Origin of the sequence: Nesterenkonia aethiopica, from assembly GCF_039534665.1 — a bacterium.
GTDB lineage: Bacteria > Actinomycetota > Actinomycetes > Actinomycetales > Micrococcaceae > Nesterenkonia > Nesterenkonia aethiopica.
This window is the reverse complement of the sequence record NZ_BAAAVT010000011.1, coordinates 111,649-127,185: the sequence shown is the minus strand read 5'-3', so window position 1 is coordinate 127,185 and position 15,537 is coordinate 111,649. Positions and strand designations below refer to the sequence as shown.

Here is a 15,537-nt window from a genome sequence, read left to right as displayed (position 1 = left end):
ACCTCAGTGATGCCTGAGGAAGGCCTCTGGACACGCAAAGGCTGGGCCGGAAGGGGATGACACGCCCGGGCCATACACACATTCTGGCCAATAACCCTGGGGCGATGTGCCCCGAAGGGGTCGCTCGGAAGACGCAGGAAGGCCCCCGATCTGTGACCGGGGGCCTTCTCATCAGGGCGGAGGATAGGGGATTTGAACCCCTGAGGGTGTGAACCCAACACGCGTTCCAAGCGTGCGCCATAGGCCGCTAGGCGAATCCTCCTTCACCGCTCGATCCGCAGGTGCGAACACCTGGCGTCGCGAGGGCAGGCTCCATGCTAGCGGACAATCCGGGCGGAATGCACATCGAGTCCGGATCCATGTCCTGAGGGCCCGGCAGAGGGCCGCGCCCGGTTGGCGCCGGCGGCGATCTCCGGGCTACGATGGTCCCCGGCCCCACGTGTGGTGTCATCCTGCTGAACTCCCCCAGGACCGGAAGGTAGCAAGGGTAGGTGGGCTCTGGCAGGTGCACGTGGGGCCACTTCTGTCTTCACGGCTGCTGCCTTCAGGGTCCGTCCTGAGGATGATGACGGCGCCGATGCCGGCCGCGTAGCGTCGAAGCCATGACGACCCACGCGACGACCAGGACCTCCTCCAGGACCTCATCCCCGCTGCTGGAGATCTGCCGCAGTCCGGCGGGCCAAGGAGTGCTCACCGGAGTGAGCGGACTCGTGCCCGTCCGTCGCTATCCACGCTGGCTGCGTGGCACGCTCGTCTGGGCCCCGACCCTGCTCGTCGCCGCCGCCGGATTCGCCCCCGAGCGGGTCCAGCAGGCCGCCCGCGCCGCCGGCGTGGACCTGGATCAGGAGACCGGTGACTCCGCTGATGAACCCGCTGGTGACCCCATTGAAGACGGGGGTGACGAGGGTTCGGGCGAAGGCGCCGCGCCCCTGCCGGCTCGTCTGGGCCTCGGCCTCCTCTGTGGGGCCGCCACCTACGGTGTCATGCGGATCAGCCTGTGGTCCGACACGGCCCTCGAGTCGGCTCTGCGAAAGGCTCGCGTCCCCGCTCCTCGACTGGTCATGGCCGCAGCCGGCGGCGTGGCCGCCTGGGGTCTGGCGGAGCGGGAACGGCGTCAGGCAGGCGCCGCCTGAGGCGACCGATGGTCCCCTGCGGAGGGACACACCGCCTCACCTCGGGCCCGTCGCCCTGGCGCTGAGCGGGCCGATTCCCTGAGACACCGGTCTGTCGCCTAACGTTTCCCTGCAGGGAAGGAATGCGCCCCGCGATCCGGGGCGCCCTCACCACCACCGATCTGCGGCCGCCCACAAGGCGCGCCGCCCCTCACGGAAGGCGAACCCCATGCCCGACACCCGGTCCACCCCGAACGCCCCCACACCGCCCGGCTACACGATCGGGGACTACCTGCTCGACCGTCTCGCCGAACTGGGCCTCACCGAGCTCTTCGGCGTCCCCGGCGACTTCAACCTCAGGTTCCTCGACCACGTGGTCGCCCACGAGACCATCCGCTGGGTCGGCTCCGCCAATGAGCTCAACGCCGGCTACACCGCCGACGGCTACGCCCGCATCCGCGGCATCGGCGCCTTCCTGACCACCTACGGGGTCGGCGAGCTCTCCGCCATCAACGCCCTGGCCGGGTCCTACGCGGAGTCCGTGCCGGTGGTCCAGATCGTCGGCGCCCCGCCCAAGGAGACCCAGGCCTCGGGCCGGAAGATCCACCACTCGCTGGGCGACGGCGACTTCAAGCACTTCCTCCGCATGGCCGAGGAGGTGACCTGCGCGCACGCGGACCTCGACGCCGCCACCGCCACCTGGGAGATCGACCGGGTGCTGCGCGACGTCGTCTTCCGCCGCCGCCCCGGCTACCTCATGCTGGCCGCCGACGTCGCCGAGGTCCCTGCCTTTCCGCCCACCGAACCGCTGACCACCGACCTGCCGGTGACCACACCCGGGGCGGAGGCCGCCTTCGAGGAGGCCCTGCGCCGGTTCCTGCCCGGCCGCCGCACCGCCGTGCTCGCCGACCTGCTGGTCCACCGCCTCGGCGCCACCGAGGAGCTCGCCAGCTTCTTGGAGGACACCGACCTGCCCTTCGCCACGCTGGCCTGGGGCAAGACCCTGGTGGACGAGTCGGATGAGAACTTCGTGGGCATCTACGCCGGCGCCGCCTCCCAGGACCGTGTCCGCGACGTCATCGAAGGTGCCGAAGCGCTGATCACCCTCGGCGTGGAGTACACCGACAACACCACTGCCGGGTTCTCCATGGACCTGGACCCCGCCCGGATGGTCGACGTCACCCGCTTCGGCGCCCGCGTCGGTGACGAGCTGTTCACCCCCATCTCCCTGGAGCGGGCGCTCGCCGTGGTGCACCGGGTGGTGGCCGACCTCGACGACGTCGTCCCCATGCCCGCCGCACAGGCACCCGAGCCGGAGGCCCCGCGCCACCCGGCCGAGGGCCCGCTCACCCAGAACGGAATGTGGGAGATCCTGGCCTCCCAGCTGGAGTCGGAGAACATCGTGGCCGCCGACCAGGGAACCAGCTACTTCGGCATGGCCACCCACCGGTTCCCGGCGAAGTCCACCTTCATCGGCCAGCCCATGTGGGGTTCCATCGGGTACACCCTGCCTGCCATCCTCGGGGCCGGCCTGGCCGACCGCAGCCGCCGGCCCATGCTCCTGATCGGCGACGGCTCCGCCCAGCTGACCATCCAGGAGATGGGCGTGATCATCCGGGAGAAGCTGCCGGCTGTGATCGTGCTGGTCAACAACGACGGCTACACCGTGGAGCGCGCCATCCACGGCCCCGATGAGGTCTACAACGACATCGCCCCCTGGCGGTGGGAGCTGGTGCCGCAGCTCTTCGGCGCCGCGGAGGAGGACCACCTCTTCCGCAGGGCCACCACCGAGGCCGAGCTGCTGCAGGCCTGCCAGGACGCCATGGAGAACCGCGACAAGCTGGTGTTCATCGAGGCCGTGACCCACCGCGACGACATCCCGCAGCTGCTGGAGGACGTGGCCAACGCCCTGAAGCGCTGACTCTGGCCCGCCATGGCGCCCGGTCCGGGTGCAGTTTTCTGCACCAGGACCGGGCAGCTGCCCGGCTCGCCGTCCCCGCCCAGGCCGCTTAGGCTCGAAGATGATGACGACGACACCGCAGCCCCAGGCCAGCGCGGCGCCCGACGACGGCGTCCGGCTCAGCCTGCGGGCTCGGCTGGAGCGGATGGTCACCGAGCTGATCTCCCTGACCACCGGGTGGCTGGTCTGGATGCTGCCGATGACGGTGTTCCTGCTGCTGTGGCGGTTCCTGACCTTCAGCCCCCGAGCTGCCGGCTCCGGCTTCCTGGGCGGCATCGACTGGTGGCCCCTGGCGGCTCGCGTGGTGGCCACCGTCACGGTCATGGTCGTGGCCCTCCCGGCGGCGGCGCGCATCGCGGATCAGCTCCAGGTCTCTCGAGCCACCCACCTGCTGGGGGAGACGCTGAACTCGCCGCCCACCCCAGACGGTCTGCCCTGGTGGCGCTGCCTGATCATCCGGAAGAACGACCGGACCAAGCCGGGCATGCTCGGCCGGTCCCTGGGCGGTGCCGTCGTCTCCAGCCTGCTGGCCGTCGTCGCGGTGCTCTCCACGGTGACGGCGACGGTGCTCCTGCTTCTGGCCCTCACCGGGGACCGGCTGCTCTCGCGCTCCACCCTCTTCGGCGATATGGCCGGCCTGCTGCTCGGACTGCTGGCCGCGGCCACGCTGATCGCCTCCCCGTGGATCATCCATGGCCTGAGCGAGCTGGATCGCCGCCTGCTGCGCACCTTCTACGGCACCGACGAGGCTGCCCAGCTGCAGGCCCGCATCCGGCAGGCCGATCAGGCACGCTCCGACGCGGTGGACGCGGCCGATGCCGAACGACGCCGGATCGAACGCAACCTCCACGACGGCGCCCAGCAGCGGCTGACCGCGCTCGCCGTGGACCTGGGCCTGTCCCGCCGCATGCATGCCGAGGACCCCGAGGAGCTGCGCGAGACGCTCGTCCGCGCCCAGGGCGAGGTGACGTCGGCCCTGCAGGAGATCCGGGATCTGGTGCGCGGGCTGCACCCGGCCGTGCTGGAGGACCGTGGGCTCGACGCCGCCGTCTCCGGGCTGGCCGATCGCGCGCCGTTCCCCGTCACCGCGGATGTCGACGTCGCTCCGCGCCCGGCCGTGAGCGTCGAGGCCGTGGCGTACTTCGTCGTGGCCGAGGCCCTGAACAACGCGATGCGCCACGCCGCACCGCACCGGGTGCAGGTGACCATCCTCCGTGAGGGGGACGAGCTGCGGGTCGCAGTCGAAGACGACGGCGCCGGGGGTGCGGACCCGGAGTCCGGCACAGGGCTGACCGGGCTGCGCCGCCGCGTCAACGCGGTCAACGGACGACTGGAGATCCGCAGTCCTCAGGGCGGCGGAACCACGGTGACGGCGGTGCTGCCATGCGGGTGATCATCGCGGAGGACTCGGTGCTGCTGCGGGAAGGGCTGGTGCGCCTGCTGACCCACGACGGCATCGACGTCGTGGCCGCCGTCGGGGACGCCCAAGCCCTGCTGGAAGCCGTCGCCGCGCATCGGCCCGATCTGGTGATCGTGGATGTGCGCATGCCGCCCACCCACACCGATGAAGGCATCCGGGCCGCTCTGCAGCTGCGCCGGGAGGACCCTGCTCTGGCGGTGGTGGTGCTGTCCCAGTACGTGGAGGAGCGCTATGCGGTGGATCTGCTCACCGGGGAGACCCGCGGCGTCACCTACCTGCTGAAGGACCGGGTGGCCGACGTCGACGAGTTCCTGCGGACGGTGCACACCGTGGCCGACGGCGGCACGATCCTGGACCCGGAGGTCGTCTCCCAGCTGCTGACCCGCCGGGCCGGGCGCGACGGGATCGACCTGCTGACCCGCCGTGAACGGGAGGTGCTCGGACTCATGGCCGAGGGGCGCTCCAACGCCGGGATCGCCGCGGCGCTGCACCTGAGCGACTCGGCGGTGTCCAAGCACATCAACGCCATCTTCTCCACGCTGGACATCCCGCCGGTGAGCACCGACAACCGACGGGTCCTGGCCGTGCTGGCCTACCTGTCCTCCGGCCCGGAGAGGGGGCACTCATGAGCTCGACGACCGACCGGCCATGGCCCCGGAGGCTGTGGGGCGGCATCGGTGCGGTCCTCACCGCCCTGGTACTGGCAGCCTGTGTGCACCCGTCACTCGTGGGCATCCTCCAGCTGACCTGGTTGGCCGGCGGGCGCGAGCCGGAGCAGATCCAGCACACTCTCGGTGATTCGCAGGAGGCGATCTGGTACTCCGGCGAGGCCCGGCAGATGACGTTCTCCGGGGAGGACCGCGACCGCATGGAGCTGACAGAGAACCTCCACCGGGTGCCCGGAGACCCTTTCACCGAGGTCACCCAGCTCGACGGCGCCACCGCCGTGACCACCCGCTGCGCCCCGGACTGCGGGACCCTGGTCGATCAGGAGCTGCTGATCCCGCGCGAACCGGACCTGAGTGTGGTCTCCGCCGAGGGTATGTACTACACCGTCCAGCACCTGGAAGGCGACCTCGACCTGTGGCTGACCGGAGGAGACCTCGCCGAGGTCACCGTGGTGGGGGAGCCCGACTACGTGGCCGGCCACGTCATGCTGTTCGGGATCCAGGGTGACGTCGATGTCCGGACTCTCCAGTCCGGGGTGTACGCCGAAGGGCTGAGCGGCCAGGTCGTCGCCGTGCAGACGGGGGTCGGATCATTGGACCTGACCCACACCGCGCTGCCCGCGTCCCTGGAGGTCAGCACCGGCCGCGGGGACATCAGCATCACCCTGCCGGCCGAGGAGGATCCGTGGCGGTGCACGGTGGAGACCGAGGCGTCGGGGGAGGTCGACGTCGACCTCGGAGAGGAGACTGCCGACAGGGAGGATGACGCCGAGGCGCCCTGCCGGATCGCCCTGCGTACCGGAGACGGCGACATCACCCTCACCAGCGCGCCGCCGAAGCCCTGGGAGCGGGACTGACCGCGGCTCGGAGCGGGGCCGAGCACGACGCCGGCGGGCCGGCAGCCGGAGAGGAGAGCTCCGTGGCTGCCGGCCCGCCGGCGTCGTGACGTCATCGCCGGGGCGTCATACCCCCGCCGGGACCCGGGCCAGCTCGGCGCGCACCACCGCGGTGGCGTTGACCAGATGGCGCAGCGAGGCCTCCGTCTCCTCCCAGCCGCGGGTCTTCAGGCCGCAGTCCGGGTTGGACCACGCGATCTGCGGGTCCAGCACCTCGGCGGCCAGCCGCAGCCGTTCGATGAGCTCGTCCACCCCGGGCACCCGCGGGGAGTGGATGTCCCACACGCCCGGGCCGATGCCGCGGGAGAAGCCGTGCTCCGCCAGGGCGGTGACCACCTCGAAGCCGGACCGGGAGGCCTCCAGGGTGGTGACGTCGGCGTCGAGGGCGTCGATCGCGTCGATGACGGTCTCGAACTCTGAATAGCACAGGTGGGTGTGCAACTGGGTGTCCGGCTTCGCCGCGGAGGTCGCCAGGCGGAAGGACTCCACCGACCAGCGCAGATACTCGGGGCGGTGGGCCACCTGCAGCGGCAGCAGCTCCCGCAGCGCCGGCTCGTCCACCTGGATGATCCGGGTGCCGGCGGCCTGCAGATCCTCCACCTCGTCCCGCAGGGCCAGTGCGATCTGGTCGGCCGTGGCGGCCAGCGGCTGGTCGTCGCGCACGAAGGACCAGGCCAGGATCGTCACCGGGCCGGTCAGCATGCCCTTGACGGGCCGGCGGGTCAGCGAGGCGGCGTAGCGGGTCCACTCCACGGTGATCGGGGCGGGACGGTGCACATCGCCGAAGAGGATCGGCGGGCGGAGGCAGCGGGAGCCGTAGGACTGCACCCAGCCGTGGGTGGTGGTGATGAAGCCCTCCAGGTTCTCCGCGAAGTACTGGACCATGTCATTGCGCTCCGCCTCGCCGTGCACCAGCACATCCAGACCCAGGTCCTCCTGGCGGCGGATGCAGTCGGCGATCTGCCCGCGGATGGCCTCCTCGTACCCCTGCTGGTCCAGGGCCCCTCGCCGGTGGGCGGCGCGCACCCGACGGATCTCGGAGGTCTGTGGGAAGGAACCGATCGTGGTGGTCGGCAGCGGCGGCAGGTCCAGAGCCGCCTCCTGAGCGGCCCGGCGGTGCTCGGCGGCGGCCCGGCGGCGGTCCTCCGGCAGCACCTCGTCCAGACGACGGCGCACCGCCTCCACCCGCACCTGCGGGTGCCGTTCACGCAGCCTGCGGCGGGAGGCGTCATCCGCGCGCAGCCCCTCCAGGGCGTCCGGACCTGCAGTGAGATGACCGGCCAGCGCCAGCACCTCGCCGACCTTCTGGTCCGCGAAGGCGAGCCAGCCGGCCACCTGCGGGTCCAGCTGCGTCTCGCGGGCTGCGTCATGGGGGACGTGCAGCAGCGACGTGGAGCTGCTGACCGTCACCGGGCCCTCGTGGCGCTCCCGCAGCTGGTCCAGCAGCCCGGCCGCCCGGGCCACATCGGTGCGCCACACGTTCAGCCCGCCGACGACGCCGGCGGCCACGGTCCGTCCGGCAAGCGGCGCCAGGCCCTCCTTCGCCGGCAGCGCGCCGCGCTCCAGGTCGAGGCCGACCGCCTCGACGCCGGCTGCGCCGAGGGCGGCCAGCGCGTCGTCGCCGGCGGTGCCGTAGCTCACCGGGACGAACAGCGCCGGACGCGCTGTGAGCCCGGCGAACGCGGTGTAGGCGGTGCGCAGGCCGGTGACGATCTGCTCCCGCGGGACGTCCCATCCGTCGGAGGCCAGCGCGGGCTCCTCCAGCTGCACCCAGGCCGCGCCGGCGTCATGGAGGGCGCGGAGCAGGGTGGAGTAGGCGGTCACCAGCTCGTCGAGCCGGTCGAACCGCGACGCCTGCGGGACGGTTCCGCCGTCGCCCGCTGTGCCGTCCGGGGCCTGGCTCTCCGCGCCGACGGCCTTGGCCAGCAGCAGGAAGCTCACCGGGCCCAGCAGGGTGGGCCGGGGGAGGGATCCGCCGGCGGTCTCTGCGGCCAGATCGCGGAAGGTGCGGTAGCGCTCGGCGACGGCGTCCGTCTGAGCGGAGAAGGCGACGTCTGGCTCGATCTCCGGCACGTAGTAGTGATAGTTGGTGTCGAACCACTTGGTCAGCTCCAGCGGCTCCACCGTGGAGGTGCCGCGGGCCAGCGCGGAGACCAGGGCCAGGCCCTCGCCGGTGTCCGGAGAGGCGGCGGAGAACCCGGCCTCGCGGAAGCGCCGCGGCACCAGGCCGAGCAGCACGGAGGCGTCCAGGACCTGATCGATCACGGCGCCGTCGGCCGGGATCGCCGAGTCCGCCTCCAGGCCCAGGCCTGCCAGATGGCCCAGCGTACGGGAGCGGTGAGCGTGGATGGCCTCGCGCAGCGCAGCGACGTCGCCGCCGCGCCAGTGTGCCTCCAGCGCCTTCTTGATCTCCCGATTGGGTCCGATGCGCGGGTAGCCGAGCACGGTCGCCGGCAGGGCGGGAACCTGAGCGGGCGGCTGGTCCTCGAAGCGGGCAGGGGTGGTGGTCATGATGTCTCCTCTGTCAGGTGTGTCAGATGTGTCTGGGGCCAGATGCAGGTGATGGACGGATCGCATGGGGTGTCCGGACTGTTCGTCCCGGGTGAGGCGGCAGGGCGCACCAGGACAGCCGACCGCGACGCGGTCCGCAGGAACGAAGGAGCCCTGTGCGGCAGGGAGCGGTGCGCTCCGGGGTCAGGACAGCTCGGGCAGGCCCCGCTGCTGACGTGCGGCGTCTCGGATCCTCAGGTGATCGAGGATCGCCAGGGCGGCCGGGTGCTGGTTGAAGGTGAACAGGTGGAGGCCGGGACATCCGAGCTCCAGCACCGCGTCGATCAGGTTCAGAGTGGCGGCCACCCCGCGGCGTCGTCGTTCGGCCGGGTCGGCGACGGCGAGGTAGTCGAGCAGGTGCTGCGGCACCGGAACTCCCGAGATCTCCTCCAGGCGTCGCAGCCGCTTGGGGCTGGTCAGCGGGGCCAGTCCGGCGACGACCGGCAGGTGGATGCCCTGGGATCGGGCGTCGTCCACCAGGCGGGCGTAGTCCTCGGGGTCGTAGAAGACCTGGGTGATGGCGTAGTCGGCGCCGGCCTCCTGCTTCTCCCACAGTGCGCACAGGTCCGCCTCGTGGTCCCGGTCCGTGCCGGAGGGCGGATAGGCGGCCACTGAGATGGACACCGGGCGGGCGCCGGGCCCCTCGGGCGGGTCGAGGCGCTCCTGCTCCACTTCCCGGACCAGACGCACCACCTCGGCGGCGCGGTTCAGGCCTGCGGGCTGGTGGATCCACTTCCGGGCACCGCCCGGTGGGTCCCCGCGCAGGGCGAGCACGTCCCGCACGCCGAGGTCCAGCAGCTGCTCCACCGAGCGGCGCACCTGGGCGCCGGTGCTGCCTGCGCCGATGAGATGCGCCATCACGGGGGCGGGAGTGCTCCGGAGCAGGTGCCGGATCACCTCCAGATTCGCTCCCTCGGGCTGGTTGTGGCCGTGGGTGACGGAGAAGTAGTCCGGGCCCGCCTCGGCCAGCAGTTCGATGCTGCGCCAGGGGTCACGGCCGTCGCGGGCAGGCCGCGGCGGGAAGACCTCGAAGGAGATCAGCGAGCGTCGTCGGGTGCGCTGCACCAGATACGAGGTGTGCGGCGCGTGGTCGGCAGATTCCAGGGCGTGCTGAGACAGAGTGCCGGCGGACGGCACGGATGGTGTCATGGAGGGTCCTCCGTGTGGGGCGTTCATCATCGTTCATGAGGCGCCACAGGGAGGCTTCCCCTGCGCCGTGCTTGCCGCTGAAGATAAATCCACCTCGGTGAATATGAGCTTCGCGGCCGGATCGTCATCTGGGGCACCCCGTCACGCGGGAAAGGGTTGCCGACCGGCCAAGCCAGAGCCTGTGTGACCGGTTCTCGTGATCCTTGTGTGGTCTTGACGTTAGCACGGGCCCGTGGTTCGGGGAAGACCTTCGACAAGGGATGACGTTATGTGAACATATTGAGGTGCCTCCTGCACAAACTGGCAGCCAGCGGAGCTCGACGGCCCTGTGGGGGTCCTCGGAGGCCTCCGGGCTCCCTGTCATGGCCTCCGGATACGCTGGTCCCCATGGTCGACCGGTATCTGAAGAATGCGATGCGCCGCAATGCCCGCAAGGCGGTGCGACGCTCCCTGCGCACGGCTTCCCGCGGAGGTTCGGGCGGAGTGTCTGGGGGAGTCTCCGGGGGAGTGTCCGGTGGAGTGTCTGGTGGTGGAGCGGCCGGACGCCGGCGCCGCCGAGGCGGCAGTCAGGGCCTGCTGTGGTGGTTGCTCGGGCTCGTGCTGGTGGTCCTCCTCGGTGCGCTGATCAGCTGGATCCAGAGCCCGGGAGAAGGTGCCGCGCCGTCGCCGTCGGAGGACGGCGAGGTCGCCACCCTCGTGCGCGTGGTCGACGGCGATACGCTCGTCGTGGAGCTGGACGGACAGGAGGAACGGGTGCGGCTGCTGAACATCGACACCCCGGAGTCGGTGCATCCCCATCAGCCGGTGGAATGCCTGGGGCCGGAGTCCTCGGCGCATATGGAGTCACTGGTCGCCCCGGGGGATCCCCTCGTCCTTGAGTTCGACCACGAGCGCACGGACCGCTATGACCGCCTGCTCGCCGGCGTCTGGGCCGATGACGTCCTGCTGAACGTCCAGATGGCCCGGGACGGATTCGGGGTTCCCGTGCACTACCCGCCCAACGACCGGTTCCTCAGTTCCGTGGAGGATGCCTGGTCCCAGGCGGAGGATGACGGCGTCGGGCTCTTCGCCGATGATCTCGACTGCGAACCGGCCCTGCCCTGACGCCCTCGGGGCGGGGGCCGAAATAGGATGGGGGCATGAGCAGCTCCCCGACGCCGGCGACCCGGCGGCAGAAGATCGCCGTCGCAACCAGCACCATCGGCGTCCTGGGAGGGGTCACGGTCGGCAGCTGGCTGATGATCGACGGCACCATCGACATTGCGATCGTCGGCGGCGGCTCCATCCCCGCCGGGGAGGACTGTCCCAGCCGCATCCTGTCGCCGGTGGTCCCCGAGAGGGTGCCGGTTCAGGTCCTCAATGCCACCAATGAGCCGGGACTCGCCGGCGACGTCGCCGAGGATCTCACGGATCGCGACTTCCGGGTGGAGGCGGTGGACAACGACTATTTCGCCGATACCGGCTTCGAGGCCATCATCCGTGCCGGTGAGCGAGGGCTGCGGCAGGCCTACACGGTGCAGCACCACATCCCCGGAGCCCTGGTGGACGTCGACGACCGCGACGACTTCACCGTGGACGTGGTCCTGGGCTCCGAGTTCGCCGGCCTGCAGGATGTCGAGGAGATCGAGATGGAGCCCGGCCGGCTGGACTGCGCGGGCTCTGGACGCTGACTCCGCCTGTCGACCGCCGGAGACGACGATGGGCCGCCCCGAGTGACTCGGGGCGGCCCATCGTGTGGTCGCGCTCAGGCGGCGTGGGGGAGGCTCAGGCCTCGGCGGCCTCGGCGCCCTTCCAGCGGCGCGCGCGGATGAACGAGCGCACCCCGGTGATGATGTAGACGATCAGCAGGACGAAGGTGATGGAGCTGACGACGACGGCGGCGGGCCGCTCGGCCTCGCCGGCGAACAGCGCGCCCAGCTGCATCACGTTCATGGAGGTGCCGAAGACGCCGAGCAGCGCCACCACCAGGGCGATGTGGATGCCGACCTTCGCGTTCTTCAGGCCGATGAGGCCGCTGATGAGCAGCACGACACCGAGGATCGCGGGGATCAGCGCGGTCCAGCTGGCGAAGGACGTGGCGATGTAGGCGATGACGCCGAGCAGGATCAGAATCCCGCCCAGGCCGATGGTGATGCGGGGCATGGTGCTCCTTGGGGTCGAGGGGAACGGCTTCTTCTACAGAGTGTAGTAGAACTGAGGGGTCGGCGAGGAGGGGTGATGTGCCGGCTCCCGCCTCTCCGCCTGTCAGCGGACCTTCGTCCAGGTGCCGCAGGACTCCGAGCTGACCACCAGCTGCTCCTGGTCGCCGAGGGTGATCTGCAGCGGTTCACCGAACTCCGGGGCATCGCGGGGGATGAATCCGGAGTCCAGGATGTGGCCGTCCCCGCGCAGGTCCCGGAAGATGTCCCACCAGCAGAGCATCGTGTCCTCGTCCCAGTCCAGTTCATAGGTCCCGGGCTCCACGTGTTCACCGACGACGTGCATGCCGGTGCCGAACTGGGTCTCGGGCCTCTCCGGGACGGTGTCCTCCAGGGGCAGCCAGTCGCCGCAGTCCACCGAGTCGACCACCTCACCGTCCTCCAGGACGGCGATTCCGCGGTCATCGGCCCCCGTGCGCCGCACGGTGGTCTCACTGGCGTCGGCGTAGATCACGTAGAAGCACGTCGCATCCGTCGGGCCCGAGCCGGGGTCCTGGCGGTAGGCGCCGGGCGCGATGTCCTCCCCGACCACGAGCCCCTCGCCGTCCGAGAAGGCCTCGCCCCCGGCGGGGAGGAGGTCCTCATGGGCCGTCTTCTCCGGCCGTGCCTCCGCGCCGAGCAGGTCGACGGCCCGGCCCTCCCGGCTCGCACCCTGGTCGTCGGCTTCCTGGGCGGGTGTTCCCCGGTGGGGGTTGGCGGTCAGGATCAGTCCCCCGACCAGGAGGACCAGCAGCAGGCTCAGCCCCCCGATGACGGCAAGGCCCCAGCGGTACTCCTCGAGGAACCCGCGACTCGAGGACGTTTCCGCAGCCCCGACCCCGAGCTCGGCGTCGGCGTCGGGAGCGGGCGACGCTGCGGCGTCAGGGCATGCAGGAGATGCGGCGGAGTCTGGGGATGCAGGAGAGTCGGCGGACTCGGGCGCATCAGGCGGCATGGGCTCGTCCGGACGCGCTGTGCTCATCGATCGGTGGTCTCCATCCGCTGGGATGCGTGGTGTCGCGGACCCCATTCAACACCAGAGACGTGGCCCTCGCAGTCCGCCACGCATGCGCGTCAGCAGGTGAGACGGACCGCGGCGCTGACCTGTGTCATCGAGGCTCCAGGCGGACCGCGCCGTCGAGCCGGATGACCTCGCCGTTGAGCATGGGGTTCTCGATGATCTGCCGCACCAGCAGGGCATAGTCGGCCGGCCGGCCCAGTCGCGCCGGATGCGGCGTCTTCGAGGCCAGAGACTCGCGGGCGGCCTCGGGGAGCCCGGCCATCATCGGCGTCTCGAACAGGCCCGGGGCGATGGTCACGCTGCGGATCTGTGAGGAGGCGAGCTCGCGGGCGACCGGCAGTGTCATCGAGGCCACGGCGCCCTTCGATGCCGCGTAGGCGACCTGTCCGATCTGTCCCTCGAAGGCGGCCACGGAGGCGGTGCTGATGAGGACGCCCCGGTCCTCGCCGTCGAGCTCGTTCTCGCGCATCGCCGCCGCGGCCTGGGCCATCATGTTCACCGTCCCGCCCACATTGATGGACAGCACCTTCATGAATCCCTCCAGGGGAAGAGGTCCTCCGCGGCCCACCAGTCTGCCCGGGGTGGCGACGCCGGCGCAGTTGACCACCACGCGCAGCGGCCCGAGCTCCTGCGCCTCGGCCACGGCACGCAGGGCCGTCTCGGGGTCGGTGACGTCCCCGGGGCAGAAACGGGCGCGATGCCCGAGGCGTGCCACCGCCTCGGTGCGTTTGACGCCGTCGGGGCCGGTCTCGCCGTCGTCGGGAAGGTCCACCACGACGACACCGGCTCCGGCGTCGTGCAGCATCTGGGCCGTCTCGCGTCCGAGCCCGGAGGCCCCGCCCGTGACGATCGCGCTGGCCTGGGTCAGATCCATGGAAGAGTCCTCTCGCCGTCAGGTGTGGTCTGTGCCACCAGACTACGGCGGAGCGGGGGCAGGGCCCAGAGGGGCGCCGTACGGTCGATCTTCGCGGCGCTGAAGCGCGTTTGCTTCGGCTTCCGCCACCATCCCCGGTGATCCGGCGTGAGTTCCCGCACTTCTTGCAGGAATGCGAAGAACTGCAGATCTTTTCTCAGATTCCTGTGGTCAGGGGGTTCAAGAGGGCCGAAAACTGGAGATGTACCAACCACTCGGTACCAACCACTGGTCGACGATCCATTGGTCACCGATTCGAAGGAGAACACTGTGACTGCCACCGTCAACGCAAGCACTGACATCCGCGGAGACTTCGAGGAGCGCGTCGAGCGCATCCAGCAGGACTGGGACACCAACCCGCGGTGGAAGAACGTGCGGCGCGACTACGGCGCCGACGAGGTGGCCAAGCTGCAGGGGTCGGTGCAGGAGGAGCACACGCTGGCCAAGCGAGGCTCGCAGAAGCTCTGGGAGCAGCTCACCGCCGAGCACGCCGAGGGCACCTACACCAACTCCCTGGGTGCGCTCACCGGCAACATGGCCGTCCAGCAGGTCAAGGCCGGACTGCGCGCCATCTATCTCTCCGGCTGGCAGGTCGCCGGTGACGCCAACCTCTCCGGCAACACCTACCCCGACCAGTCGCTCTACCCGGCCAACTCGGTGCCCAACGTGGTGCGCCGCATCAACAGCGCCCTGCAGCGGGCCGACCAGATCGAGTACCTCGAGGGCATCCGCACCGTGGAGGACTGGATGGTGCCGATCATCGCGGACGCCGAGGCCGGCTTCGGCGGCCCGCTCAACGCCTACGAGCTGATGCGGTCGATGATCGCCTCCGGCGCCTCGGGCGTCCACTGGGAGGACCAGCTGGCCTCCGAGAAGAAGTGCGGCCACCTGGGCGGCAAGGTGCTGGTCCCCACCGGGCAGCACATCCGCACCCTGCAGGCCGCGCGCCTGGCCGCCGACGTCGCGAACACCCCCTCGGTGGTCATCGCCCGCACCGATGCGGAGGCGGCCACCCTGATCACCTCCGACGTGGACGAGCGCGACGCCGAGTTCCTCACGGGGGAGCGCACCGCAGAGGGCTTCTACAAGGTCCGCAACGGCATCGAGCCCTGCATCGCCCGGGCCAAGGCCTATGCGCCCTACTCCGACCTGATCTGGATGGAGACCGGCACCCCGGACCTGGAGTACGCCAAGCAGTTCGCCGAGGCCGTGAAGTCTGAGTTCCCGGACCAGATGCTGGCCTACAACTGCTCGCCGTCCTTCAACTGGAAGAAGCACCTCGACGACGACACCATCGCCAAGTTCCAGCGCGAGCTGGGCGCGATGGGCTTCACCTTCCAGTTCATCACGCTGGCCGGGTTCCACGCCCTGAACTACTCGATGTTCGAGCTGGCCAAGGGCTACAAGTCGGAGCAGATGAAGGCCTACGTGGAGCTCCAGGAGAAGGAGTTCGCCGCCGAGGACGAGGGCTACACCGCCACCCGCCACCAGCGGGAGGTCGGCACCGGCTACTTCGACGCCATCTCCACCACGCTCAACCCCGAGTCCTCCACGGTCGCCCTGAAGGGCTCCACCGAAGAAGGACAGTTCCACTGAACCGAGCCGGAGCCCGGCGACGGCCTCGATGGAGAGGCCGTCGCCGCTCCCGCCGCTGAGACTCCCGAGGAGAAA

At 70.5% G+C, this 15,537-nt stretch carries 13 protein-coding genes, 1 tRNA gene, 1 other RNA gene and 1 riboswitch; of the genes, 9 read left to right on the top strand and 6 right to left on the bottom strand.

Annotated features, from left to right (window positions below):
- Positions 1-177 precede the first annotated feature (177 nt).
- Positions 178-262: transfer RNA gene (locus tag ABD658_RS09955), tRNA-Ser, on the bottom strand.
- A 166-nt stretch (positions 263-428) separates the two neighbouring features.
- On the opposite strand from ABD658_RS09955, the gene ffs reads away from it, so the two are divergent.
- From ffs to ABD658_RS09925, 6 genes are all read left to right on the top strand, one after another.
- Positions 429-525, top strand: an RNA gene (gene ffs / locus ABD658_RS09950) — signal recognition particle sRNA small type.
- A 77-nt stretch (positions 526-602) separates the two neighbouring features.
- On the top strand, positions 603-1,133 hold the full coding sequence (locus ABD658_RS09945; protein ID WP_344680851.1) for a hypothetical protein: 531 nt from the start codon (positions 603-605) through the stop codon (positions 1,131-1,133).
- 208 nt (positions 1,134-1,341) lie between these two features.
- Positions 1,342-3,033: an alpha-keto acid decarboxylase family protein gene (locus ABD658_RS09940; RefSeq protein WP_344680849.1), complete on the top strand. Its 1,692-nt coding sequence runs from the start codon at positions 1,342-1,344 to the stop codon at positions 3,031-3,033.
- A gap of 100 nt (positions 3,034-3,133) precedes the next feature.
- The gene (locus tag ABD658_RS09935) at positions 3,134-4,465 is read left to right on the top strand and encodes a sensor histidine kinase (RefSeq protein WP_344744433.1); all 1,332 of its coding nucleotides are present in this window, start codon (positions 3,134-3,136) and stop codon (positions 4,463-4,465) included.
- On the top strand, positions 4,456-5,121 hold the full coding sequence (locus tag ABD658_RS09930) for a response regulator transcription factor (RefSeq protein WP_344680845.1): 666 nt from the start codon (positions 4,456-4,458) through the stop codon (positions 5,119-5,121). The genes ABD658_RS09935 and ABD658_RS09930 overlap by 10 nt, the downstream gene beginning before the upstream one ends.
- Entirely contained in the window at positions 5,118-6,017 is a 900-nt protein-coding gene (locus ABD658_RS09925) for a DUF4097 family beta strand repeat-containing protein (protein WP_344680843.1), read from the top strand. The genes ABD658_RS09930 and ABD658_RS09925 overlap by 4 nt, the downstream gene beginning before the upstream one ends.
- A 105-nt stretch (positions 6,018-6,122) precedes the next feature.
- Here ABD658_RS09925 and metE read toward each other — a convergent pair whose 3' ends face one another.
- Positions 6,123-8,567, bottom strand: coding sequence for a 5-methyltetrahydropteroyltriglutamate--homocysteine S-methyltransferase (metE, locus tag ABD658_RS09920; RefSeq protein WP_344680841.1), 2,445 nt, complete (start codon positions 8,565-8,567; stop codon positions 6,123-6,125).
- A gap of 183 nt (positions 8,568-8,750) precedes the next feature.
- Positions 8,751-9,755 (bottom strand): methylenetetrahydrofolate reductase, encoded by a 1,005-nt coding sequence (locus ABD658_RS09915; RefSeq protein ID WP_344680839.1) that lies wholly within the window; start codon positions 9,753-9,755, stop codon positions 8,751-8,753.
- Positions 9,756-9,817: 62 nt separating this feature from the next.
- Positions 9,818-9,957, bottom strand: a riboswitch (SAM riboswitch).
- A 185-nt stretch (positions 9,958-10,142) separates the two neighbouring features.
- Here ABD658_RS09915 and ABD658_RS09910 point away from each other — a divergent pair.
- Positions 10,143-10,859 carry a thermonuclease family protein gene (locus tag ABD658_RS09910; protein WP_311025345.1) on the top strand — a complete coding sequence of 239 codons (717 nt, stop codon included), beginning with the start codon at positions 10,143-10,145 and terminating at the stop codon, positions 10,857-10,859.
- Positions 10,860-10,894: 35 nt separating this feature from the next.
- Complete coding sequence (locus tag ABD658_RS09905; protein WP_344680836.1) at positions 10,895-11,425, top strand: LytR C-terminal domain-containing protein; 531 nt, start codon at positions 10,895-10,897, stop codon at positions 11,423-11,425.
- 94 nt (positions 11,426-11,519) lie between these two features.
- Here ABD658_RS09905 and ABD658_RS09900 read toward each other — a convergent pair whose 3' ends face one another.
- The 3 genes from ABD658_RS09900 to ABD658_RS09890 all read right to left on the bottom strand — a co-directional run bounded on the left by ABD658_RS09900 (position 11,520) and on the right by ABD658_RS09890 (position 13,827).
- Positions 11,520-11,897, bottom strand: a complete 378-nt coding sequence (locus ABD658_RS09900) for a hypothetical protein (protein WP_311025343.1) — start codon at positions 11,895-11,897, stop codon at positions 11,520-11,522.
- Positions 11,898-11,999: 102 nt separating this feature from the next.
- Positions 12,000-12,914, bottom strand: coding sequence for an Rv1352/Rv1906c domain-containing protein (locus ABD658_RS09895; protein ID WP_344680833.1), 915 nt, complete (start codon positions 12,912-12,914; stop codon positions 12,000-12,002).
- 127 nt (positions 12,915-13,041) lie between these two features.
- Positions 13,042-13,827 carry an SDR family NAD(P)-dependent oxidoreductase gene (locus tag ABD658_RS09890; RefSeq protein WP_344680831.1) on the bottom strand — a complete coding sequence of 262 codons (786 nt, stop codon included), beginning with the start codon at positions 13,825-13,827 and terminating at the stop codon, positions 13,042-13,044.
- Positions 13,828-14,166: 339 nt separating this feature from the next.
- On the opposite strand from ABD658_RS09890, the gene aceA reads away from it, so the two are divergent.
- A complete protein-coding gene (gene aceA, locus ABD658_RS09885; protein WP_344680865.1) occupies positions 14,167-15,462 on the top strand; it encodes an isocitrate lyase in 1,296 nt (431 codons plus the stop codon).
- The last annotated feature ends 75 nt before the right edge of the window (positions 15,463-15,537 follow it).

Bases quoted from the DNA above. Each gene is read 5' to 3' on its own strand.
- ABD658_RS09945 (WP_344680851.1), top strand. From the start codon at position 603: ATGACGACCCACGCGACGACCAGGACCTCCTCCAGGACCTCATCCCCG.
- ABD658_RS09940 (WP_344680849.1), top strand. From the start codon at position 1,342: ATGCCCGACACCCGGTCCACCCCGAACGCCCCCACACCGCCCGGCTAC.
- ABD658_RS09935 (WP_344744433.1), top strand. From the start codon at position 3,134: ATGATGACGACGACACCGCAGCCCCAGGCCAGCGCGGCGCCCGACGAC.
- ABD658_RS09930 (WP_344680845.1), top strand. From the start codon at position 4,456: ATGCGGGTGATCATCGCGGAGGACTCGGTGCTGCTGCGGGAAGGGCTG.
- ABD658_RS09925 (WP_344680843.1), top strand. From the start codon at position 5,118: ATGAGCTCGACGACCGACCGGCCATGGCCCCGGAGGCTGTGGGGCGGC.
- metE (WP_344680841.1), bottom strand. From the start codon at position 8,567: ATGACCACCACCCCTGCCCGCTTCGAGGACCAGCCGCCCGCTCAGGTT.
- ABD658_RS09915 (WP_344680839.1), bottom strand. From the start codon at position 9,755: ATGACACCATCCGTGCCGTCCGCCGGCACTCTGTCTCAGCACGCCCTG.
- ABD658_RS09910 (WP_311025345.1), top strand. From the start codon at position 10,143: ATGGTCGACCGGTATCTGAAGAATGCGATGCGCCGCAATGCCCGCAAG.
- ABD658_RS09905 (WP_344680836.1), top strand. From the start codon at position 10,895: ATGAGCAGCTCCCCGACGCCGGCGACCCGGCGGCAGAAGATCGCCGTC.
- ABD658_RS09900 (WP_311025343.1), bottom strand. From the start codon at position 11,897: ATGCCCCGCATCACCATCGGCCTGGGCGGGATTCTGATCCTGCTCGGC.
- ABD658_RS09895 (WP_344680833.1), bottom strand. From the start codon at position 12,914: ATGAGCACAGCGCGTCCGGACGAGCCCATGCCGCCTGATGCGCCCGAG.
- ABD658_RS09890 (WP_344680831.1), bottom strand. From the start codon at position 13,827: ATGGATCTGACCCAGGCCAGCGCGATCGTCACGGGCGGGGCCTCCGGG.